Annotated in this window: 20 protein-coding genes; 9 read left to right on the top strand and 11 right to left on the bottom strand. The window is 68.9% G+C overall.

Annotated features, from left to right (window positions below; all coding sequences use genetic code 11):
- Window positions 1-2: 2 nt before the first annotated feature.
- Window positions 3-1,148, top strand: coding sequence for a tRNA epoxyqueuosine(34) reductase QueG (gene queG, locus RMP06_RS16775; protein WP_310462938.1), 1,146 nt, complete (start codon window positions 3-5; stop codon window positions 1,146-1,148).
- Here the strand turns inward: queG and RMP06_RS16770 are convergent.
- Window positions 1,128-2,039, bottom strand: a complete 912-nt coding sequence (locus tag RMP06_RS16770) for an AEC family transporter (protein WP_409050188.1) — start codon at window positions 2,037-2,039, stop codon at window positions 1,128-1,130. The two genes, queG and RMP06_RS16770, sit on opposite strands and share 21 nt — an antisense overlap.
- A gap of 111 nt (window positions 2,040-2,150) precedes the next feature.
- Between RMP06_RS16770 and RMP06_RS16765 the strand changes: the two genes are divergently transcribed.
- Window positions 2,151-3,122 (top strand): tripartite tricarboxylate transporter substrate binding protein BugE, encoded by a 972-nt coding sequence (locus tag RMP06_RS16765; RefSeq protein WP_310462937.1) that lies wholly within the window; start codon window positions 2,151-2,153, stop codon window positions 3,120-3,122.
- Window positions 3,123-3,143: 21 nt separating this feature from the next.
- Here RMP06_RS16765 and RMP06_RS16760 read toward each other — a convergent pair whose 3' ends face one another.
- Window positions 3,144-3,896 (bottom strand): amino acid ABC transporter permease, encoded by a 753-nt coding sequence (locus RMP06_RS16760; protein ID WP_310462936.1) that lies wholly within the window; start codon window positions 3,894-3,896, stop codon window positions 3,144-3,146.
- Window positions 3,897-4,058: 162 nt separating this feature from the next.
- Here RMP06_RS16760 and RMP06_RS16755 point away from each other — a divergent pair, with 162 nt between their 5' ends.
- A complete protein-coding gene (locus RMP06_RS16755) occupies window positions 4,059-6,572 on the top strand; it encodes a putative bifunctional diguanylate cyclase/phosphodiesterase (RefSeq protein WP_310462935.1) in 2,514 nt (837 codons plus the stop codon).
- Window positions 6,573-6,587: 15 nt separating this feature from the next.
- Here the strand turns inward: RMP06_RS16755 and RMP06_RS16750 are convergent, their stop codons facing one another.
- Window positions 6,588-7,433 (bottom strand): basic amino acid ABC transporter substrate-binding protein, encoded by an 846-nt coding sequence (locus RMP06_RS16750; RefSeq protein WP_310462934.1) that lies wholly within the window; start codon window positions 7,431-7,433, stop codon window positions 6,588-6,590.
- Window positions 7,434-7,587: 154 nt separating this feature from the next.
- Here RMP06_RS16750 and RMP06_RS16745 point away from each other — a divergent pair, with 154 nt between their 5' ends.
- Window positions 7,588-8,532, top strand: coding sequence for an alpha/beta hydrolase (locus RMP06_RS16745; RefSeq protein ID WP_310462933.1), 945 nt, complete (start codon window positions 7,588-7,590; stop codon window positions 8,530-8,532).
- 1 nt (window position 8,533) lies between these two features.
- Here RMP06_RS16745 and RMP06_RS16740 read toward each other — a convergent pair whose 3' ends face one another.
- The 3 genes from RMP06_RS16740 to RMP06_RS16730 all read right to left on the bottom strand — a co-directional run bounded on the left by RMP06_RS16740 (window position 8,534) and on the right by RMP06_RS16730 (window position 10,830).
- A complete protein-coding gene (locus RMP06_RS16740; RefSeq protein ID WP_310462932.1) occupies window positions 8,534-9,013 on the bottom strand; it encodes a DUF1097 domain-containing protein in 480 nt (159 codons plus the stop codon).
- Window positions 9,014-9,328: 315 nt separating this feature from the next.
- The gene (gene hslO, locus RMP06_RS16735; RefSeq protein WP_310462931.1) at window positions 9,329-10,306 is read right to left on the bottom strand and encodes an Hsp33 family molecular chaperone HslO; all 978 of its coding nucleotides are present in this window, start codon (window positions 10,304-10,306) and stop codon (window positions 9,329-9,331) included.
- A complete protein-coding gene (locus RMP06_RS16730) occupies window positions 10,303-10,830 on the bottom strand; it encodes a gamma carbonic anhydrase family protein (RefSeq protein ID WP_310462930.1) in 528 nt (175 codons plus the stop codon). The genes hslO and RMP06_RS16730 overlap by 4 nt, the downstream gene beginning before the upstream one ends.
- A 51-nt stretch (window positions 10,831-10,881) precedes the next feature.
- On the opposite strand from RMP06_RS16730, the gene RMP06_RS16725 reads away from it, so the two are divergent.
- Window positions 10,882-11,700, top strand: a complete 819-nt coding sequence (locus RMP06_RS16725) for a ferritin-like domain-containing protein (protein WP_310462929.1) — start codon at window positions 10,882-10,884, stop codon at window positions 11,698-11,700.
- Here the strand turns inward: RMP06_RS16725 and RMP06_RS16720 are convergent.
- The 3 genes from RMP06_RS16720 to pnuC all read right to left on the bottom strand — a co-directional run bounded on the left by RMP06_RS16720 (window position 11,639) and on the right by pnuC (window position 14,265).
- The gene (locus RMP06_RS16720; RefSeq protein WP_310462928.1) at window positions 11,639-12,931 is read right to left on the bottom strand and encodes an acyltransferase family protein; all 1,293 of its coding nucleotides are present in this window, start codon (window positions 12,929-12,931) and stop codon (window positions 11,639-11,641) included. The two genes, RMP06_RS16725 and RMP06_RS16720, sit on opposite strands and share 62 nt — an antisense overlap.
- Before the next feature lie 61 nt (window positions 12,932-12,992).
- Window positions 12,993-13,631: an AAA family ATPase gene (locus RMP06_RS16715; protein ID WP_310462927.1), complete on the bottom strand. Its 639-nt coding sequence runs from the start codon at window positions 13,629-13,631 to the stop codon at window positions 12,993-12,995.
- Window positions 13,632-13,638: 7 nt separating this feature from the next.
- Entirely contained in the window at window positions 13,639-14,265 is a 627-nt protein-coding gene (gene pnuC / locus RMP06_RS16710) for a nicotinamide riboside transporter PnuC (protein WP_310462926.1), read from the bottom strand.
- 74 nt (window positions 14,266-14,339) lie between these two features.
- On the opposite strand from pnuC, the gene RMP06_RS16705 reads away from it, so the two are divergent.
- From RMP06_RS16705 to glcF, 4 genes are all read left to right on the top strand, one after another.
- A complete protein-coding gene (locus RMP06_RS16705) occupies window positions 14,340-15,239 on the top strand; it encodes a LysR substrate-binding domain-containing protein (RefSeq protein ID WP_310462925.1) in 900 nt (299 codons plus the stop codon).
- A 170-nt stretch (window positions 15,240-15,409) separates the two neighbouring features.
- Window positions 15,410-16,849, top strand: coding sequence for an FAD-linked oxidase C-terminal domain-containing protein (locus RMP06_RS16700; protein WP_409050190.1), 1,440 nt, complete (start codon window positions 15,410-15,412; stop codon window positions 16,847-16,849).
- The gene (gene glcE / locus RMP06_RS16695; protein WP_310462923.1) at window positions 16,849-17,943 is read left to right on the top strand and encodes a glycolate oxidase subunit GlcE; all 1,095 of its coding nucleotides are present in this window, start codon (window positions 16,849-16,851) and stop codon (window positions 17,941-17,943) included. Before RMP06_RS16700 ends, glcE begins: the two co-directional genes overlap by 1 nt.
- Complete coding sequence (gene glcF / locus RMP06_RS16690) at window positions 17,933-19,183, top strand: glycolate oxidase subunit GlcF (RefSeq protein ID WP_310462922.1); 1,251 nt, start codon at window positions 17,933-17,935, stop codon at window positions 19,181-19,183. Before glcE ends, glcF begins: the two co-directional genes overlap by 11 nt.
- 21 nt (window positions 19,184-19,204) lie before the next feature.
- Here glcF and ftsB read toward each other — a convergent pair whose 3' ends face one another.
- On the bottom strand, window positions 19,205-19,498 hold the full coding sequence (ftsB, locus tag RMP06_RS16685; protein WP_310462921.1) for a cell division protein FtsB: 294 nt from the start codon (window positions 19,496-19,498) through the stop codon (window positions 19,205-19,207).
- 16 nt (window positions 19,499-19,514) lie between these two features.
- Window positions 19,515-20,674: phosphopyruvate hydratase (gene eno, locus RMP06_RS16680; protein ID WP_310462920.1), on the bottom strand; the 1,160-nt coding region annotated here is incomplete at its 5' end.

Genomic DNA, 20,674 nt, shown 5'->3' with positions numbered 1-20,674 from the left:
GGATGAACGACCTCAGTAATGCGTCGGGTTCGCCCGTTCCCGTGCCGGTGGCGCCCGATCCTGAACGGCTCGCCGGGCTGGTACGGACATGGGCTGTCGAGTTGGGATTCTCACAGATCGGCGTGGCCGGTGTACATCTGGCAACAGCCGAGCCGGGTCTTGCGGCGTGGCTGTCGGCTGGTTTCCACGGCAGCATGGGCTACATGGCCGCCCATGGGCTCAAGCGTGCACGGCCAGCCGAGCTGGTGCCCGGCACGGTGCGCGTCATCACCGTGCGCATGGACTACCTGCCGCGCGACACCCCGCCCGACTGGCGGGAACAGGAAGCCGCGCGTGCCGTGCAACCTGGCGAGGCGGTGGTGTCGGTCTATGCCCGGGGCCGCGATTACCACAAGGTGCTGCGCAACCGGCTGCAGCGCCTGGCCGAGCGCATCGCCGCCGAGATCGGCCCCTTCGGCCACCGGGTCTTCTGCGATTCGGCGCCGGTGCTGGAGGTGGAACTGGCGGGCCGCAGTGGCCTGGGCTGGCGCGGCAAGCACACGCTGCTGCTGGACCGGTCGGTGGGGTCGATGTTCTTCCTGGGCGAGCTGTTCATCGATGTGCCGTTGCCACTGAGCCCGCCCGCCGAGGCCCATTGCGGGAGCTGCTCGGCGTGCATCGACGCCTGCCCGACCGCGGCCATCGTCGCGCCCTACCGGGTGGACGCTCGGCGCTGCATCAGCTACCTGACGATCGAGCACGATGGGCCGATTCCGGTCGAGTTCCGCGCCGCGATCGGCAACCGGGTCTACGGCTGCGACGACTGCCAGCGCGTGTGCCCGTGGAACAAGTACGCCCAGCGCAGCGTGCTGCCTGACTTCGATGCCCGCGAGCCGCTGCGCGCGCCGACGCTGCTGGCGCTGTGGGCGTGGGACGAGGCGACCTTCCTGCAGCGCACCGAGGGCAGCCCGATCCGCCGCATCGGCCACGCCCGCTGGCAGCGCAACGTGGCGGTGGCGCTGGGCAATGCATGGCGCGAGACGGGCGATCCGGCGATTGCCGAGGCGCTGGCGGCGCAGCGATCCGGTGCCAGTGCGTTGCTGGCCGAACACATCGACTGGGCGCTGTCGCAGCGGCCGGCGCTGGCCTCAGCCGCCGTGCAGCCGTGAGAACAGCGTCAGCGCCACCGGCACGCTGACCATCCCCAGCAGCGTGGACGCCGTCACCAGCCCGGCGACGTAGACCCCGTCGCCGCCCATGCGCGCCGCCAGCACGTAGCAGCTCGACGCCGTGGGCATGGCGGCGAAGGCGACGAGGATCTGCGCCTGCCCCAGCGGCAAGGCCAGCAGCACCCCCAGTCCCAGTCCGACCAGCGGCAGCACGGCATGGCGGATGCCCAGCAGCGCCACCGCCAGCCCCGGCGCTTTGCGCAGACCGCCGAACTCCAGCCCCGCGCCCACGGCCATCAGCCCGAGCGGCAAGGCGGCGGCACCGATGCGGCCGAAGGTGATGTCGACCACCTGCGGCAGCTTCAGCCCCGCCAGATTGCCGATCAATCCCGCCACGGTGGCCAGGATCAGCGGATTGCGCAGCAGCTCGCGCCCGGTGCTGTGGCCGCCGTGGCGCGCCAGGCTCCACACCGCACCGATGTTGCACAGCGGCACGCACAGCGCGATCAGCAGCGCCACCCAGGCCACCGACGCCGACCCGCCCAGCCGCTCGGCCAGCGCCAGCGCCACGTACGAATTGAAGCGGAACGCCACCTGTGCGCCGGACGCCTGCAGGTGGGCATCGACCCTCGGCACGGCGCGCAGCAGCGTGGCCAGCACGACGCCCGTGCCCACCGTCAGCAGCCCGCCCGCCGCCAACCCCAGCGTGGCGGCGGGCTGCAGCGGGCTGCGCACGATGGACGTGAACAGCAGCACCGGGAACAGCAGCCAGTACACCAGCCGCTCGGCGCCATTCCACACGGGTCGGTTCAGCGCCGTCCAGCGACACAGGACAAAGCCTGTGACGATCAGCAGGAAATCCGGGAGCAGGAGCAGGGCGATGGACAGCATGGCGCGAGCCTAGCGCAGGCATCTGGTTTTCCCCTACGCAGCATCCACAACGCGCACAACGCCCCCCTGCTGGGTAGCATGCGCACCGATACACACCCAGGAGCACCCCGCATGAAACGTCGCCAGATTCTCGCCACCGTCGCCACGGCTCTGCTGGGGGCTCCACTGGCCTTGCAGGCGCAAGGTTTCCCGAACAAGCCGGTCAAGGTGATCGTGCCCTTCGCCCCCGGGGGCACCACGGACATCATCGCCCGCATCATGGGCGAGAAGATCGGCCCGGCGCTCGGTCAGACGCTGATCGTGGAGAACAAGGCGGGTGGCGGCGGCATCATCGGTGCCAACGAGCTGGCCAAGTCGGCGCCGGACGGCTACACGCTGGGCATGGCCACCGTCTCCACCACGGCAGCCAACCCCGCCATCAACCCCAAGACGCCCTACAACCCGCTCACCGACTTCGCACCGATCATCAACATCGCCGCCACGCCGAATGTGATCGCCGTGCATCCGAGCTTCCCGGCGCGGGACTACAAGACCTTCCTGGCGGAATTGAGGAAGAACCCTGGCCGCTACAGCTACGCCACCTCCGGCACCGGCGGCATCGGCCACCTGCAGATGGAGTTGTACAAGAGCCTCTCCGGCGTGTTCATCACCCACATCCCCTACCGCGGCGCCGGCCCCGCGCTCAACGACACCGTGGCGGGCCAGGTGCCGGTGATCTTCGACAACATGCCCTCGGCGCTGCCCTTCATCAAGGACGGGCGGCTGATCCCGATCGTCGTGTCGGCGCCGCAGCGGCTGGCGGTGCTGCCGGACGTGCCGACCTTCAAGGAGATCGGGCTGGAGCCGGTCAACCGCATGGCCTTCTACGGCTTCGTCGCGCCCAAGGGCACGCCGCGCGACGTGGTGGACAAGATCGGCGCGGCGGTGCGCAAGACGCTGGAAGACCCGGTGGTGAAGAAGCGCATCGAGGACACCGGCTCGGTGATCGTGGCCAACACGCCCGAGCAGTTCGCCGCGCAGATCAAGGCCGAGTTCGAGGTCTACAAGAAGGTGGTCGAAGTCCAGAAGCTCAAGCTGGACTGATCGACCAACCCCCATCGTTCCTCAGCGCCCGCGCAGGTGGGCGGGCGCTTCAAGCCGCTTGGCGAGCGTGGACAGCACCAGCGTCAGCACCAGATAGATCGCCGAAATCGCCAGATACGGCTCCCAGTAGCGCGAATACGCCCCCGCCACCGTGCGCGCGGCCAGCGCGAGTTCGGCCAGCCCGATGGCGGAGACCAGCGACGAGTCCTTGATCAGCGTGATGCCCTCGTTGACCAAGGCCGGCACCATGCGCCGGAAGGCCTGGGGCAGGATGACGAAGCGCATGCTCTGCGCATGCGTCAGGCCCAGCGAGTAGCCAGCCTGGGTCTGGCCGAGGTGGATGCTCTGGATGCCGGCGCGAAAGATTTCGGAGATGTAGGCGCCGGCGTTCAGGCTCAAGGCGAGGCAGCCCGAGAAGAACGCGCCGTGCTCCTGGCGGAAGGTGCGGGCCAGGTCACCACTGAGCAGCAGGCCGCTGTCCGGGTGGATCAGTGCTGGCATCAGCGCGAAATGCACCAGCAGGATCTGCACGAACAGCGGGGTGCCGCGAAAGAACGTGACATAGGCGGTGGTGATGGCCCGCAGCGTTTTCATGCCCCAGGCCCACGGCCACGAGCGCGGGGGGGGCGCGTTCACCGAACTGCTGATCAGCCCGAAGCTGACCCCCAGCACCATGCCGGCAACAATGGCCACCAGTGTCAGCTCGATCGTGGTGATCACGCCTTCCGCAAAGAGGGGCCCGTAGCCGGCCAGAATGTTCCAGCGCAAATCCATCATGTGGTGTGTCTGTCTCGTTGACGGTGTCGATTCAAGGGGCGCTTTGCATCGTGCCGTGCGAGTTTACGCGGGGCAACGGGGCCAGTCCTGAGGCGATACCCAAAATCGCCCCCAGCGACGGCAGAATGGGCCGATCGAAATCCAGGAGTTGACGCGCTGATGGCAGCTGGATCCACCCCCCGCGGACAAGACGGCCCGGACGATCGGGACACCCTGGCCGCTGCGCTGCAGGAACGCTCTCGCCAGCTCGACGCGCGCCTGCGCGAAACCCGCTGTCTGTTCGAGGTGAGTGCGTCGCTGGGTGACTATGGCCTGAGCTGCGCCCAGGCGGCGCAGGTGGTGGCGGTCTGTCTGCCGATGGCGTTCGAGCGTCCGGAGATCGTGCAGATCCGCGTGGCGCTGGACGACGGACACGCGGGCGATGACATGCCGGCCACCGGCTGGCACCTGTCGCAGCGGGTCGAGCGGGACGGCGTACCCGTTGGCCGCATCGACCTGGCCTGCATCGACCCCGACACCGCGTTGCCCTGCGCACATCCACCCGATCCGGGCCTGTTGCACGCCCTGGCGCGCGAGTTGTCGCGCTGGTTCGAACGCCGCACCGCGGCCGATCTGCTGCGCCGCAGCGAGGTGCGTCTGCGCAGTGCGCAGCGGGCGGCCGGTCTGGGCAGCTGGTGGGCCGATGTCGCGGCGGACCGCATGCTGCCCTGCGAGCGGGCGTGCGAGATGTTCGGTATTCCAGTCGGCTCGGTGCTGGACCTCGACGGCGCGATCGCGCTGATGGCGCCGCGCGACAAGGGCCGCCTGCGCCGCCACTGGAAGTCCGCGCTGCGCGACGGCCTGCTCGACATCGAAGTTCGTCTGGATGGGGCGCCACCCGAACGCTGGCTCCATCTCAACGCCGAGATGGTCCGCGACGCCGCCGGGCGCACCGTCGAGGTCAATGGCATCGTGCGCGACACCAGCGAACGCAAGCGCGAGGAAGAGCGCCTGCGGCTGTCCGCACGGATCTTCGTGTCGGCCAGCGAGTCCATCGTCGTCACCGACCCGCACAACCGGATCGTGGCCACCAACGTGGCCTTCACGCGCACCAGCGGTTACGAGGCCCGCGAGGTGCTGGGCCGCAACCCGGCGATGCTGGATGCGGGGCGGCTGAACCCCGTGTTCTACATGCACATGTGGGCCGCGCTGCGCGAGGAAGACACCTTCCAGGGCGAGTTCTGGAACCGCGCCAAGGATGGCCGCATCTACCCGCTGCTGCAGACCATCACCGTGCTGCGCGACGCAGAAGGCGAGATCACCCATTACGTGGGCATTGGCGCCGACCAGTCGCGGCTGCGCCAGGCCGAGGCGCGCACCGATTACCTGAGCAACCACGACGCCCTCACGGACCTGCCCAACCGGCAGGCCATCGGTGCGCGCCTGAGGCAGTGGATCGGGGCCCGATCGGCTGCACAGGTGCCAAGCGTTCAGGCGGGTGTGCTCGTCCTCGGTCTGGATGGCTTCAAGTCGATCAACGACTCCATGGGCCACGCTGCAGGGGATGCCGTGCTCACCGAGATGGCGGCCCGGCTGCGCCCCCTGATCGACCAGGGGCTGTTCGTCGGGCGGCTGGGGGGCGACGAGTTTGTCGTGCTGCTGGAGCGCACCGGGCGGGACCACTGCGTCGCCGTGGTGCGGCAGGTGCTTGGGACGCTGTCCGCACCGCTGTTGGTCGAGGGCCACGAACTGACGCTGACCGTGTCCGCCGGCATCAGCCTGTTTCCTGGCGACGGGGAGGCCAGCGATGTGCTGCTGCGCAACGCCGAGAGCGCCCTCAATGGCGCGAAGGACGACGGCCGCAACACCTGGCGCTTCTACGACCCGCAGATGAACCAGGCGTCGCTGGAGCGGTTGATTCTGGTGTCGGCGCTGCGGCGCGGGGTGGCCAGCGGCGAGCTGCGGGCGTGGTACCAGCCCAAGCTCGATTTGCAGACCCGTGAGGTGGTGGGTGCCGAGGCGCTGGTGCGCTGGAAACACCCGGACCAGGGCTGGATCCAGCCAGCGCGCTTCATCCCGGTGGCGGAACAGAGCGACCTGATCACGGTCATCGGCGAGTGGATGCTGCGCGAGGTGGCGGCCCAGATCGCGCACTGGCATGGGCAGGGGCACGGCTGGTTGCCGGTGGCGGTGAACTTGGGCGCGCGCCATTTTGGCGAGCCATCCCTGCCAGCGCTGCTGCGTCAGCTGCGCGCCGAGCATGGGCTGCCGCCGAATGTGCTGGAGCTGGAGATCACCGAGTCGACTCTGATGGAGGCGGGCAGCGCGCCGGCTCAGCTCCTGAGCGAGCTGCGGCGTGCCGGTGTGACGCTGGCGATCGACGACTTCGGCACGGGCTATTCGAGCCTGTCGTACCTGAAGCAGTTGCCGGTGGATGTGCTCAAGATCGACCGCAGTTTCGTCAGCAGCATCGAGCGCGACGGGCGTGACCTGAGCATTGCCGGCACCATCATCGCGCTGGCGCATGGCCTGGGGCTGAAGGTGGTCGCCGAGGGGGTGGAAACCGAGGGCCAGCGCGCCCTGCTGGAGCGGCAGGGCTGTGACCAGGGCCAGGGCTGGCTGTTCGCCCGGCCGATGCCTGCCGCCGAGTTTGATCTCTGGCGGCAGGTCTGGGGCACGCCCCAGCTCACATGACCATCATGCGATGGCTCACTTGACGACGGCAGCGGCCGGGGCAGCGCCGAAGTACTGGGCGTAGATCTTGTCGTAGGTGCCGTCGGCCTTGATGTCCGCCAGGCCCTTGTTGATCTTCTCCAGCAGCTCGGCGTTGCCCTTCTTGACGGCGATGCCGTACTGTTCGGGCGCGAACGATGCGTTGTCGCTGACGGTCTTGAACTTGGCGCCCGCGTTGTTCGCCACGTAGTGGATCACCACGCCGTTGTCGGCCACGACCGCGTCCACGCCGCTCGACTCCAGCTCCTTCAGGGCCAGCGGAGTCGATTCGAAGCGCTTGATCGCCGTGCTGTTCTTGCCCAGCAGCTTGGTGACGACTTCGTCGCCAGTGGTGCCGGTCTGCACGCCGACCTTGAGCTTCTTCAGGTCGTCGAACTTGGCGACCTTGGAGTCGGCCTTGACGGCGATGAGCTGCTGCGCGTCGAAGTAGGGCGCCGAGAAGTCCATCGTCTGCTTGCGCTCGTCGGTGATGGTGATGGACGAGATCAGCGCGTCGCGGTCGCCTTGCTGCAGGCTGTTGAAGATGCCTTCCCACGGGGTGTTGACGAACTTGACCTGGATGCCCGCCTTGGTGGCGATGGCGTTCAGGATGTCCATCGACAGGCCGACGATCTCGCCTTTCTCGTTCTGCGACTCGAAGGGGGCGTAGGCGGCGTCGGTGCCGACGACGTAGACCTTGGCGGGCGGCGATGCTGCTGCGGCCGAGGCGGCGGGGGCGGCCGGTGCGGCGGCTTCTTGCTTGCCGCAGGCGGCCAGCACCAGACTGGCGATCAGCAGGCTGGAGGTCTTCAGGAATCGGCGGGTCGTCCAGGTGGTTTTCATGGGAATCCTTGGTGGCTGAATTTGGAGGAGTTGAAAAAAGCAGCCGGCAAGTTTACGGCGGCGCAAGCGCTACAGTCTGGTGGTCAACCCGGGTCACGGCCTGCCTTGGGCCGTTTTGGTACCCGTTTTTGTCCAACCTGTCGCCGAGGTGACGATGCTTCTCGATCCCCAAGCCCGTGCCCTGATGGACCTTGTCGCTGCACGCGGCATTCCGCCCACGCACCTGATGACTCCGGAGGACGCCCGCCGCTTCTACCGCGAGCGCCGCTTTTTCACGCAGCCTGATTCGCCCGAGGTATCGCTGGTGCAGGAATTGGTGGGGAGCGGGCCGCACGGGGACATCCCGCTGCGGCTGATCCGCCCGGCTGGCGTGGCGTTGGAGACGGTGCTGCCAGTGCTGGTGTATTACCACGGCGGTGGCTGGACCATCGGTGACCGCGACACGCACGACACCCTGTGCCGTCAACTGGCCAATGGGGCGGGCTGTGCTGTGGTGTCGGTGGACTACCGCATGGGGCCGGAGCACCGCTTCCCCGCCGCGGTGGACGACACGCTGGCCGCCACGCGCTGGGTCCACGACCACGCGGCCGAGCTGGCGCTGGATGCGGCGCGGCTGGCCATCGGCGGCGACAGCGCGGGCGGCAATCTGGCCGCGGTGGTGGCGCTGGCGGCGCGGGATGCGGGCGATCTGCCGATCCGCTTCCAGCTGCTGGTCTACCCGGCCACCGACATGCGCGCGGTCGCGCCATCGCACACGGCATGCGGCGAAGGCTACATGCTCACCGCCGACTCGATCGCCTACTACCGCGGCCACTACATCCCGGACGCGGGGCAGTGGAGCGACTGGCGCGCCTCGCCGCTGCTGCGCGAGGACTTGCAGGGCTTGCCGCCGGCGCTGGTGCTCACCGCCGGCTTCGACCCGCTGCGCGACGAGGGCCGCCAGTACGCCGACCGCCTGAGCGCGGCGGGCAACCACGCCCAGTACGTCTGCTTCGAGCGCCAGATCCACGGCTTCATCACCATGGGCCGGGTGCTCGACGAGGCGAACACGGCGGTGGACCTCTGTGCGGCGGTCCTGCGCCGTGCTTTGCAGGGCTGATTTACTTGGTCAGCTTGCCTGCCACCTGCTCCGACGCCCAGCCGAACAGCGCGCCGAGCACGATGGACAGGATGGTCGGCACGATCGCTTCGGTGGCGGGCATGCCCTTCAGCAGGATGAGGCCCGCGACCGACGCGAAGCCATAGACGCTCGCCGGAATCGCCGACAGCAGCGGCAGGTGTGCCGCCAGCACGATCACCGCTGCGCCGATGCCCACGGCCACCGGTGCCGCCAGCGCGCCGAGCCCGCCGAGCTGCCCGATCAGCAGCACCGAGGCCATGCCGACCACGGCGCCAAAGCTCATGCAGACGATGGTTGTCTTCAGCCCGGCCGACTTGCCGCCGTTGTTGAAGAAGCAGGCCCAGGCGATGAACGCCTGCCAGATCTGCAGGTTCATGGCGGCCAGCGGCCCAAGGAACAGCCAAGTGGCGACGACGGCCAGCAGGCCGATCGAGATGGTCAGTGCGATCAACAGACTCATTGCATGTCTCCTCAGTCTCATGTGGATGGTGCAGGAGAAGCCCCCGGCTTTCCTGCACTGGGATGCAAGGCAAAGCCCGTACCCGCTGGTGTCCCGGCTGGTGTCACTGGTATGGAGATGCAGAGGAAAACCGCTTCGGGATGTCAGACCGCAAGTGGATACCGATCGATCAAATCCGTCAGATTTAAGTAAGGGGAAGCCCCCTGCTACTCAGCGGTACCTTGTCGCTGGCAGCAAGGGCGAACCCCAATCGGGCGGAGCAGACTGTCTTGTTCAGGCTCCGCCGATGGAGCAGGGTGTGACAAATATCACTGTTTACTGAACCGTCGGGGACCCCGGCACATGCACGGCGGCCGAGAGAAACAGCTCCGCCGCATCGACCGGGTCGAAGCGCTGGCGCTGGCCGCAGAACTCGCACGTCACCTCCACCTGCCCCTGCTCGGCCAGCACGCTCTCCACTTCCTCGCGGCCCAGACTGACCAGCATCCGCCCGACCCGCTCGCGTGAGCACGAACAACCGAAGCGCGGCGTCTGCGGCTCGAACAAGCGCAGCTCCTCCTCCCAGAACAGGCGGTGCAGGATGCTGTGGGTGTCCAGCGTCAGCAGCTCTTCCTGCGTCAGCGTGGAGGCGAAATGGGCGATGCGGTTGAACGACTCGTTCAGCCCGATCTCGTCCTCGCTGCTGCGGCCGCCCAGGTTGCCCTCGCCCTCGATGGGCAGGCGCTGGATCAGCAGGCCCGCCGCCACCTGGTCGTTCGCAGCCAGCACCAGCCGGGTGTCGAGCTGCTCGGACTGCAGCATGTAGTGCTCCAGCACCTCGGAGAGGTCTTGCAACGGCTCATGGTGGTCGCCGTGCAGCGGCACCACTCCCTGGTAAGGCTGCTGGCCGGGCTGGCGGTCCTTGGGGTCGAGCGTGATGGCACAGCGTCCGCGGCCGTGGACATTCAGCAGGGCTTCGAGGCGGGCGTTGTCCGGGATGTCGCCCGTGATCTGTGCGGTGGCGCGCAGCGAGAGGTCCGGCTGTGCCTCGGCCACGGCCAGCGCCACCGGCCCGTCGCCCTGCATCTGCAGGATCAGCGCGCCGTTGAACTTGATGCCTGACTGCATCAGCGCTGCCGCTGCCGTCATCTCGCCCAGCAACTGCCGCACTGGCGCCGGATAACCGCCCGATTCGGCACGCCGGGCGAGGATGTCGGTCCACGCCCCGGTCAGCCGCACCAGCGCGCCGCGCACCGGCAGCCCCTCGAAGATGAACTTGTGGAGTTCGCCGCCTTGCAGGGTGCCCTGGCTCATCGTGCGATCTCCTGCAGTTCGCGCTGGTAGCGGCGGGCGTTGTCCACGTAGTGCGTGGCGCCGTGGGCGAAGCGTTCGGCCTGCTCGGGCGTGAGCGTCCTGACCACCTTGGCGGGGCTGCCGAGGACCATCGAGTAGTCGGGGAATTCCTTGCCCTCGGTCACCAGCGCGCCGGCGCCGACGACGCTGTAGCGGCCGATCCTGGCGCCGTTGAGCACGATGGCGCCGATGCCAATCAGCGAGTGGTCGCCGATGGTGCAGCCGTGCAGCATGCACTGGTGGCCGACGGTGACGTGGTCGCCGATGACCAGTTCGATGCCCTCGTCGGTGTGCAGCACGGTGTTGTCCTGCACATTGCTGCCGCGGCCGATGCGGATGAGGTCGGTGTCGCCGCGGGCGACGACACCGAACCAGACACTGCTGTCTTCGGCCATCTGCACACGGCCGATGACCTGCGCGTTGTCGGCGATGAACGCCGTCGGGTGGATCTGCGGCGCATGCTCGCCGAGCTGAAAGATGGCCATCGCCACTCCTGAAATCGTTAGGTACGCTGAAATCGGGGGAAAATTCTAGGGATGGACTTACGACAACTGGCCCTTGGGGCCTTGGGCATCGCCGATCCGGTGCGCAAAGCATACGCGGTGCAGGCGCTGTGGGCGCAGGCGCGGACGCAGACCTTGCCGCTCGACCCCGACGCGGTGCTGGCCGAGCCGCCGGACCTGCCGGGGCGGTCAGCGCGGCCGGTGCTGGTGCGGGCGGACGCGGTGCCGCCACGCTCGCCGTTCACGCTGGTGGGCCGAGCCGCGTTGCTGCACGCGATTGCGCACATCGAGTTCAACGCGATCAATTTAGCCCTTGATGCCTGTTGGCGCTTCCCCGGCCTGCCGCCCGCGTATTACCTCGACTGGCTGCGTGTGGCCGCCGAAGAATCCACCCACCACCTGCTGGTGGCCGAGCATCTGGCCACGCTCGGCCATGTATACGGGGACTTCGAGGCCCACGACGGGCTGTGGACCATGACGTGGAAGACCCGTGGCGACTTCGTGGCGCGCATGGCGCTGGTGCCGCGCACGCTGGAGGCACGCGGGCTGGACGCCACGCCGCTCATCCAGACCAAGCTGCGCAAGGCGGGAGATCTGCGGGCGGTGGAGATCCTCGATGTCATCCTGCGCGACGAGGTCGGGCATGTGGCGATCGGCAACCACTGGTACCGCTGGGCCTGCGCCCGCGAAGGGCTGGATCCGGTGGCGCACTACCGCGTGCTGGTGGCGCAGTACGAGGCGCCGCGGCTGCGGCCGCCGTTCAACCGCGCCGCGCGGCTGGCGGCCGGCTTCAGCGACGAGGAGCTTGCCTTTCTCGAAGAGCCGCCCGCAGCGCGCCTGACGGTGTCTTGAAGTTGCGGCGCTGCGCAGCCGTGACCGTGCCGCGGATGCCGGTGCGGCTGGTCTGTGGGGCGGCCGTGGGCAGACGGTCCTTGAGTGCCAGGAAGTGGCGCTCGAACAGTTGCCACGACAACCCGCCCAGGCCGAAGGTGACCGTGGTGGCTGCGGCGAAGTAGAGCAGCGCGACGCCTGCGTCAGCCGTGTGTGCCTGTCCGGTCCAGCGCGCCAGCAGCGGCTCGCCGACGAGGTCGTGCAATGGCTTGTGGAAGACGTAGATCGCATAGCTGTACTGTCCGAAGCACCGCAGCACCGGCCAGCGCAGCACCGCGCTCCAGCGGCTCACGCTCGCGCCGCGGCTGCGCGCCTGGTCGGTCAGTACGGCCCAGCCGGTCAACGCCGCGAAACTCAGCGCCAGCAGGCTGTAGCCCACGACCTGCGGCACGGCGCCGATGCGCCGGAAGCCGTGCGAGGCCACGGCCGCGGCCATGAGCAGCAGCAGGCCGAGCGCCTGCAGATGCCAGGCCCGCCAGCGCGTGGCGCCGTGCAGTGCGCGTCCCTGGTCCCACGTGGCCAGCGCTGCGCCCGCGGTCAGCGCGTCCATGCGGCTGAACGTGAATTCGTAGAGCGCCTCGGCCGGGAAGCCCTGCTGCACCAGCAGCAGCCGCAGCAGCGGGCTGAGCGCCGTCAGTGCCAGGCACAGCCACCAGACGTGGCGCAGCCGCAGCTTCCACAGCAGCAGCGGCCAGACGAGGTAGAACTGTTCCTCCACCGCCAGCGACCAGAAGTGCGGCAGCGGGCCGCCGGTCGGCTCGTAGGGCGTGGTCCAGTTCGACAGGTAGGTCCACAACCACAGGCTGCTGTACTGCATGGACCTTTGCTCCACCAGTCCGGTGGCGGGCAGCAGCAGCAGGAACACCAGCAGTGCCAGGTAGTACAGCGGGAAGATCCGCAGCACCCGCTTGATGAAGAAGCGCTGGAAGTAGTCGGACTGGCCCTGCGTCAGCAGCAGGCCGCGCGTGATCAGGTAGCCGCTGAGCACGAAGAACAGCTGCACGCCGATCCAGCCGACGTAGAAGAACTCCTTGACCAGCACCGACCCGAGTGCGCGGGGGCCGCTCAGGTCGAGCACGTCGAAGTTGTGCAGCAGCACCAGCAGGATGGCGATGCCGCGCAGGCCGTCGAGCGAGGGCAGGTGGGCCAGATGGCCGGGAGCCAGGGTGGGGGAGGGGGTGCGCGCAGTCACGGCGGCGATGCTGCCATGCGTGTCTGCGCGGTGTTTCTGGTGCGGGGGAACGCGCGCTGGTTCAGCGTGAAAAAAGATGCTGCTCGCAGAAGGGATCACCACAGCGTCCGCAGCGGTGGCGCCAGCCGCCGGGTTGTGGCGGGCGTGGCACGGCGTGGCGAAGCGAAGCGGCCCACGCGGCGCGGGCGTTGGCCAGCCGCTGCGGTCCCGATCCACCGATCACCGAGAAGCCGATGCCCGCACCCAGCAGAGCCCCGCGCAGCAGCGTGTCCACCGGCTGCTGCACCTGCGGCCCGTCGCGCTGCAAGCCATCGGCGACCCACGGCAGGTCGAGCGCCATCAGCAGCGTCAGGTCCGCCTGCCGGTGGTCGGCCAGCGCGGAGGCATACAGCGTGGTGTCGCCGAACACCAGCTCGCTGTAGACCGCAGTCATCAGCGCCGTGGTGTCCGCGACGACCACATCCACGGGCAGCAGCCGCGCATCGCGTGCGGCGGCGATGCGGCGGGTCTGCTCGGCGGCGATGGCGGCCTGTTCCTCCTGCCATGGCGTGCGGCCGTGGGTGTCGCAGAAGGTGCGCAGATATTCGTCCAACTGGGTGACCACCAGCCCGTCGGCTTCCAGCGAGGTGGCCAGCGCGCGGGCCAGCGTCGATTTGCCCGTGCTTTCGGCGCCGACGATGGCGATGACGCGGGCCGCCATCAGGTGTTCACGGGTGGCTGACCTGCTGGCGCCAGGCCTTCCAGCCCACCACCGACAGCACGATGAAGATGCTGTAGAGCAGCACCGTCAGGTAGTAGCCCTTGTAGGCGAACAGCGCCACGCTGACGACGTTGACCACGATCCAGGTCGGCCAGTTCTCGACGTACTTGCGGCCCAGCAGCCATTGCCCGATCAGGCTGAAGGCGGTCGGGAAGGCGTCCCAATAGGGCACGTCGGTGTCGGTGTAGGTGTCCAGGAACCAGCCGATTGCCGGCCACAGTGCGAGTCCCGCACCGAGCAGCGGCAGCCGTTGGGAGGTGCTCAGGTGGCGCACGACCAGCGGTGCACCATGGTCGCTGCCACGCAGCCACTGCCACCAGCCCCAGGCCCCGACCACGGCGAAGAAGATCTGCAACGAAGCGTCGCCGTACAGCTTGCCGGTCCAGAACAGTCCGAAGTAGAGCAACGAGGCCACGATCGCCAGCGGCCAGGCCACCGGCATCACCCGCATGTTGGCAAACACCATGGCGATCGACAGCACGAAGGCGATCAGCTCCAGCCAGGTGAAGGGAGCCTCCCACAGCGTGAAGGCGGGGATGAGGATGGGTTGCAGGGCAGTGGTGATGGCGTCCATCGACGGGTCTTTCGAGGCAGTTCGGGAGCACCCGAGGGTGTCAGCGTGTGACAGATGAACGATCATGGCACGCCATGCACCCCGATGCCATCCGCCGAATCCCACCCATCCATTGTCTGGCCGCCTTCGAGTCGCTGGCGCGGCTGCGCAGCGTCACGCGCGCCGCCGACGAACTCAGCGTCACGCCCAGTGCCGTCAGCCACCGTCTGCGTCAGCTCGAAACCCAGCTTGACGCGAAGCTCTTCGCCCGCAGCGATTTCAGCCTGACACCGGACGGCGCAGCCTACCTTGCCCGCGTGCGCGAAGGACTGCTGGCGCTGCAGCAGGTGCCCGGCGCGGCGGTCGAACGGCGCAGCACCACCCTGCGCGTGGCGGTGACGCCCACCTTCTCGCGCGAGATCCTGCTGCCGCGGCTGGCACTGTTCCGGCAGGCATGGCCGGAGATCGAACTGGTGCTGCAGGTGGTGATTCCCTTCACCAACGTCACGTCGGAAGAGGCCGATCTGGAGATCCGCTACGGCCCCGGCCCCTACGCGGATGTCGAGCAGGTGCGTCTGCTGAGCGACGAGGTCTTCCCCGCCTGCAGCCCGCAGTACCTGCACGAGGTCGGCCCGCTCGGCGCGTTCGACACTGCCGCCGACATCACCCGCGTGCGCCTGATCCGCAGCCCGCTGGAGCCGTGGAGCACCTGGTTTCGCGCCTGCGGGCTCGATCTGCCGGAGCCGCGGGAGGGTGCGCAGTTCAACGATGTCGGGCTGATGCTGGACGCGGCGGCCTGCGGCTTCGGGGTGACGCTGTTGCGGCGGCGGCTGGGCGGGGCGTGGCTGGACAGCGGACGGCTGGTGCGCCTGTCGCCGCGGGCGGTAGCGTCGCCGCAGCACCACCACCTGTGCTGGCGGCCGGGGGCGATGGAGCGCTGGGAATGCGCGGCGTTCGCGGACTGGCTGCGCCAGGCGATCGGCCCGGTCGCCTGACCACCTGAAAAACCTTCACGTCCGGGCGCAACAACTCTCACGCCCGCGCAGCGGAGGCGCGGCAGGATCCACAGCAGTTCACCCGCCTCGGGTGAGGAGCGCGCGCCGTGTCGATCCAGACCCCCGAATCCCGCCTTGACGACGCCGCCCGCGACGCCCGGCAAGCCGCTGTGCTGGCCCGCCTGCGCGCGGTGCTGCCGGCGCACGCGCTGCTGTCGCGCCGAGCCGATGTCACGCCCTACGAGTGCGACGGCCTGACCGCTTACCGCGAGCGTCCGCTGCTGGTGGCGCTGCCCGAGACGGATGCGCAGGTCGCCGACATCCTGCGCATCTGCCACGCGATGGGCGTGCCGGTTGTGGCGCGCGGCGCCGGCACCGGCCTGTCCGGCGGCGCGATGCCGCACCGCGAGGGCGTCACGCTGTCGCTGGCGAAGTTCAACAAGATCCTGCGGCTGGACGCGCAAGCCGGGCTGGCAGTCGTGCAATGCGGCGTGCGCAACCTGGCGATCAGCGAGGCGGCGGCGAAGTTCGGCCTGTACTACGCCCCCGACCCGTCCAGCCAGATCGCCTGCACCATCGGTGGCAACGTGGCGGAGAACTCGGGCGGCGTGCATTGCCTGAAGTACGGTCTGACGCTGCACAACGTGCTCGCCGTGAAGGGCTACACCGCCGAGGGTGAGCCGGTGACGTTCGGCGGCGAGGCGTTCGACGCACCGGGGCTGGACCTGCTGAGCGTGGTCGTCGGCAGCGAGGGCATGCTGGCGGTGACGACCGAGGTCACGGTCAAGCTGGTCCCGAAGCCGAAGCTCGCCCGCTGCATCATGGCCAGCTTCGATACGGTGGAAGCCGCGGGCGATGCGGTGGCCGCCGTGATCGCCGCCGGCATCATCCCCGCCGGGCTGGAGATGATGGACAAGCGCATGACGGCGGCGGTGGAGGACTATGTCCACGCCGGTTACGACCTGGACGCCGCGGCCATCCTGCTGTGCGAGAGCGACGGCACGCCCGAGGAGGTCGAGGAAGAAATTGGTCGCATGACCGCCGTGCTGCAGCGCTGCGGCGCCAGCCGGCTGGCGGTGAGCCGGGACGAGGCGCAGCGTCTGCGGTTCTGGTCCGGCCGCAAGAACGCGTTTCCGGCGTCAGGCCGCATCAGCCCGGACTACATGTGCATGGACTCGACCATCCCGCGCAAGCGGTTGGCCGAGATCCTGCGCGCCATCGAGGCGATGGAGCAGAAGTACGGCCTGGGCTGCTGCAATGTCTTCCACGCCGGCGACGGCAACCTGCACCCGCTGATCCTGTTCGATGCCAACGACCCGGACCAGCTCCGCCGCTGCGAGCAGTTCGGCGCCGACATCCTGGAAACCAGCGTGCGCCTGGGCGGCACGGTCACCGGCGAGCACGGCGTCGGCGTGGAGAAGCTGAACTCGATGTGCGTGCAGTTTTCGCCCGAGGAGCGCGCGCAGATGCTGGCGCTGAAGGCGGCGTTCGACCCGGCCGGTCTGCTCAACCCCGGCAAGGTGATCCCGACGCTGCAGCGCTGCGCCGAGTACGGAAAGATGCACGTCAGCCGCGGCCTGCTGCCGTTTCCCGAACTGGAGCGTTTCTGATGGACGACGCACTGCAATTCCTGCGCACGCAGATCCTCGACGCTGCCGCCAGCCACACGCCGCTCGACATCCGCAGCCACGGCAGCAAGGACGCGTGGCGCCCTGTGCCGGTTCGTGCCGAGGCCCGGGTGCTGGACGTGACGCCGCTGGCCGGCATCAGCGCCTACGAGCCGACCGAGCTGGTCGTGACCGCGCGCGCCGGCACGTCGCTGGCGGAACTGGAGGCGGCGCTGGTGGAACAGGGCCAGTGCCTCGCCTTCGAGCCACCGCGGCTGGGCGGGCGCGGCACGGTCGGTGGCATGGTCGCGTCCGGGCTGGCCGGGCCGTCGCGGGCCTCGGTGGGCAGTGTGCGCGACTTCGTGCTGGGCGTGACGATGCTGAACGGCCGGGGTGAGCTGTTGAGCTTCGGCGGGCAGGTGATGAAAAACGTCGCCGGCTACGACGTGTCGCGTCTGCTGGCCGGGTCGTGGGGGACGCTGGGCGTGCTGTGCGACGTGTCGCTGAAGGTGCTGCCGCGGCCGGTAGCGACGGCGACGCTGCGTTTTGCGCTGAGCGCACCGGAAGCGCTGGCGAAACTCACCGCATGGTCGCGCCAGCCGCTGCCGCTGAACGCGAGCGTGTGGCACGAAGGAGTGCTGCTGCTGCGCCTGAGCGGCGCGCAGGCGGCGGTGGACGCGGCGCGCCACAGCCTGGGTGGCGCGCGGCTGGAGGATGCTGTCGCAGGGCCGCTGTGGGACAACCTGCGGGATCGCACGCATGCGTTGTGGGCGTTCGCCGCCCAGGGGCTGCCCAACGGCCAGCGGCTGTGGCGCCTGTCGGTCGCGCCGCACGCGCCGATGCTGCGGCTGCGCGGCGAGTGGCTGATCGAGTGGCATGGCGGCCAGCGCTGGTTGCTGAGCGACGAGCCGGTGGACGCCGTGCACACCGCGGCGGCGCAGGCGGGCGGGCATGCGGAGTGCCACGTCGGCGCTGCGCCAGGCGAGCCGCGCACCGTGCCGCTGCCTTCGGTGCTGGCGCGGCTGAACCAGCAGGTCCGCGCGTCCTTCGATCCCCACGGACTGTTCGATTTCCTCGGCCACGCCCATGCACACTGAACTCTCCCCCGAATTCGCCGGCACCGCCGATGGCGAGGCCGCGCAGGCGATCCTGCGCAAGTGCGTGCACTGCGGCTTCTGCACTGCGACCTGCCCGACCTACCAGCTCCTCGGCGACGAGCTGGACGGCCCGCGCGGCCGCATCTACCTGATGAAGGAATTCCTCGAAGGCGAGCCGGCCACGCGCGAGACGCAGTTGCACCTGGACCGCTGCCTGACCTGCCGGAACTGCGAATCGACCTGTCCGTCGGGCGTGCCGTATGGCGAGCTGGTGGACATTGGCCGGCGGCTGGTGGACGCGCGGGTCGAGCGTCCGCTGCGGGAGCGTGCGACCCGCTGGCTGCTCAAGGAAGGGCTGACTTCGCCGCTGTTCGCGCCCGCGATGGCGCTCGGACAGGTGGTGCGCCCGCTGTTGCCGGCGGTGCTGAAGGCGAAGGTGCCCGAGTCGGTGCCGGCCGATCCGCGGGGCCTGCCGACGCGGTCGCATGCACGGCGGATGCTGATGCTGGCGGGATGCGTGCAGCCGGCGATGAGCCCGAACATCAACGCGGCGACCGCGCGCGTGCTCGACGCGGCGGGCATCGAGGTGGTGACCGCCCGCGGCGCCGGCTGCTGCGGCGCGATCCGGGCGCACCTGGGGGACCAGGGCGGCGGGCTGGCGGACATGCGGCGCAACATCGATGCGTGGTGGCCGCTGGTCGAGCGTGGCGAGGTCGAGGCGATCGTGATGAACGCCTCCGGCTGCGGCGTCACGGTGAAGGAATACGGCCACCACCTCGCGGGCGATCCCGCCTACGCCGACAAGGCCACCCGCATCAGTGCGCTGACCTGCGACCTGAGCGAGCTGCTGCCGATGCTGGTGCCGGTCCTCAAACCGAAGCTGGTCGCCGCCGCACAAGCCGGCCAGCTCGCGCTGCACCCGCCCTGCACGCTGCAGCACGGCCAGCAGCTCAAGGGCGGGCTGGAAGCGGGCCTGCGCGACCTGGGGTTCACAGTGGCGCTGCCGGACGAGAGCCACCTGTGCTGCGGCTCGGCGGGGACGTACTCGGTGCTGCAGCCGGCGCTGTCGCAGCAGTTGCGCGAACGCAAGCTGGCGAATCTGAGCGCGCTGAAGCCGGACACGATCGTCTCGGCCAACATCGGCTGCATCACGCACCTGCAGACCGGATCAGGTTCGCGCTGCGCGACGCCGGTGCGGCATTGGGTGGAGGTGGTGGACGCGGCGCTTGGGAGGATGTGAGCGCCGCGGCAGGGCGGTCAGTCAGTTTGCCCGCGGCGCTTGCGGGTACTGCACCAGGATCTCATCGGGCTTGACCATGCCCAGCTCGTGGCGGGCGGTCTCCTCGATGATTTCCAGACCGTCCTTCAGGTCTTTCAGCTCGGCCTGCAACTGGTCGTTGCGCACGCGGGCCGCGGCGTTGCGGGCTTGCTGATCGGCGACTTGCGCCGACAGCTCCCGCACGCGCGGCGTGCCGCTGCTGCCGAACCAGAGGGTGGCATGCACCAGCCCGAGCAGGGCCAGCAGCAGCACGGTGATGACGCGCGAGGTCGTCATGCCAGCCTTCAGGCGTTCAGCGCAGGTTGTAGAAGGCGGCGCGGCCCGGGTACACGGCGATCTCGCCCAGGTCCTCTTCGATGCGCAGGAGCTGGTTGTACTTGGCGATGCGGTCCGAGCGGCTCATCGAGCCGGTCTTGATCTGGCCGGCGTTCAGGCCGACGGCGATGTCCGCGATCGTCGAGTCTTCGGTTTCGCCCGAGCGGTGGCTGATCACGGCGGTGTAGCCCGCGCGCTTGGCCATCTCGATGGCGGCGAAGGTTTCGGACAGGGTGCCGATCTGGTTGATCTTGATCAGGATCGAGTTGGCGATGCCCTTGTCGATGCCTTCCTTCAGGATCTTGGTGTTGGTGACGAACAGGTCGTCACCGACGATCTGCACGTTCTTGCCCAGGCGGTCGGTCAGCACCTTCCAGCCGGCCCAGTCGTTTTCCGCCATGCCGTCCTCGATCGAGATGATCGGGTACTTGTCGCACCAGGTGGCCAGGATGTCGGTCCAGGCTTCGGCGGTCAGCACCAAGCCCACGCCGGTGAGGTGGTACTGGCCGTCCTTGTAGAACTCGCTGGCGGCGCAGTCCAGGCCGAGCGCGATCTGGTCGCCCGCGCGGTAGCCGGCCGCCTCGATCGCGTCCAGGATCATCTGGATCGCGGCTTCGTGGTTCGGCACGCTCGGGGCGAAACCACCCTCGTCGCCCACGGCGGTGCTCATGCCCTTGTCGTGGAGGATCTTCTTCAGCGCGTGGAACACCTCGGCGCCCCAGCGGACGGCTTCGCGGAAGGTGGGGGCACCGACCGGGATGATCATCAGCTCCTGAAGATCGAGGTTGTTGTTCGCGTGCGCGCCGCCGTTGATGACGTTCATCATCGGCACCGGCATCTGCATCGCGCCCATGCCGCCGAAGTAGCGGTACAGCGGCAGGCCGGCTTCCTCGGCGGCGGCACGCGCCACCGCCATACTGACGGCCAGCATCGCGTTGGCGCCCAGGCGGCCCTTGTTGTCGGTGCCGTCCAGGTCGATCAGCGTCTTGTCGAGGAAGGCCTGCTCGGAGGCGTCCAGCCCCAGCACCGCTTCGGAGATTTCGGTGTTGATGTATTCGACGGCCTTGAGCACGCCCTTGCCGAGGTAGCGACCGCTGTCGCCGTCGCGCAGCTCGATCGCTTCGCGCGAGCCGGTGG

Source organism: Sphaerotilus sp., from assembly GCF_031429695.1.
In the GTDB taxonomy this organism is placed as follows: Bacteria; Pseudomonadota; Gammaproteobacteria; order Burkholderiales; family Burkholderiaceae_C; genus Sphaerotilus.
Note: the sequence above shows the minus strand (reverse complement) of the source record. Positions and strands in the feature narration are given on the sequence as shown.

What these genes read in the sequence shown, in the direction of transcription:
- hslO (WP_310462931.1), bottom strand. Translation starts at nt 10,306, where the DNA reads ATGAGCCAGGGCACCCTGCAAGGCGGCGAACTCCACAAGTTCATCTTC.
- RMP06_RS16715 (WP_310462927.1), bottom strand. Translation starts at nt 13,631, where the DNA reads ATGGCGGCCCGCGTCATCGCCATCGTCGGCGCCGAAAGCACGGGCAAA.
- queG (WP_310462938.1), top strand. Translation starts at nt 3, where the DNA reads ATGAACGACCTCAGTAATGCGTCGGGTTCGCCCGTTCCCGTGCCGGTG.
- glcE (WP_310462923.1), top strand. Translation starts at nt 16,849, where the DNA reads ATGGACGACGCACTGCAATTCCTGCGCACGCAGATCCTCGACGCTGCC.
- pnuC (WP_310462926.1), bottom strand. Translation starts at nt 14,265, where the DNA reads ATGGACGCCATCACCACTGCCCTGCAACCCATCCTCATCCCCGCCTTC.
- glcF (WP_310462922.1), top strand. Translation starts at nt 17,933, where the DNA reads ATGCACACTGAACTCTCCCCCGAATTCGCCGGCACCGCCGATGGCGAG.
- RMP06_RS16730 (WP_310462930.1), bottom strand. Translation starts at nt 10,830, where the DNA reads ATGGCCATCTTTCAGCTCGGCGAGCATGCGCCGCAGATCCACCCGACG.
- RMP06_RS16745 (WP_310462933.1), top strand. Translation starts at nt 7,588, where the DNA reads ATGCTTCTCGATCCCCAAGCCCGTGCCCTGATGGACCTTGTCGCTGCA.
- RMP06_RS16725 (WP_310462929.1), top strand. Translation starts at nt 10,882, where the DNA reads ATGGACTTACGACAACTGGCCCTTGGGGCCTTGGGCATCGCCGATCCG.
- RMP06_RS16765 (WP_310462937.1), top strand. Translation starts at nt 2,151, where the DNA reads ATGAAACGTCGCCAGATTCTCGCCACCGTCGCCACGGCTCTGCTGGGG.
- ftsB (WP_310462921.1), bottom strand. Translation starts at nt 19,498, where the DNA reads ATGACGACCTCGCGCGTCATCACCGTGCTGCTGCTGGCCCTGCTCGGG.
- RMP06_RS16770 (WP_409050188.1), bottom strand. Translation starts at nt 2,039, where the DNA reads ATGCTGTCCATCGCCCTGCTCCTGCTCCCGGATTTCCTGCTGATCGTC.
- RMP06_RS16760 (WP_310462936.1), bottom strand. Translation starts at nt 3,896, where the DNA reads ATGGATTTGCGCTGGAACATTCTGGCCGGCTACGGGCCCCTCTTTGCG.
- RMP06_RS16750 (WP_310462934.1), bottom strand. Translation starts at nt 7,433, where the DNA reads ATGAAAACCACCTGGACGACCCGCCGATTCCTGAAGACCTCCAGCCTG.
- RMP06_RS16755 (WP_310462935.1), top strand. Translation starts at nt 4,059, where the DNA reads ATGGCAGCTGGATCCACCCCCCGCGGACAAGACGGCCCGGACGATCGG.
- RMP06_RS16740 (WP_310462932.1), bottom strand. Translation starts at nt 9,013, where the DNA reads ATGAGTCTGTTGATCGCACTGACCATCTCGATCGGCCTGCTGGCCGTC.
- RMP06_RS16705 (WP_310462925.1), top strand. Translation starts at nt 14,340, where the DNA reads ATGCACCCCGATGCCATCCGCCGAATCCCACCCATCCATTGTCTGGCC.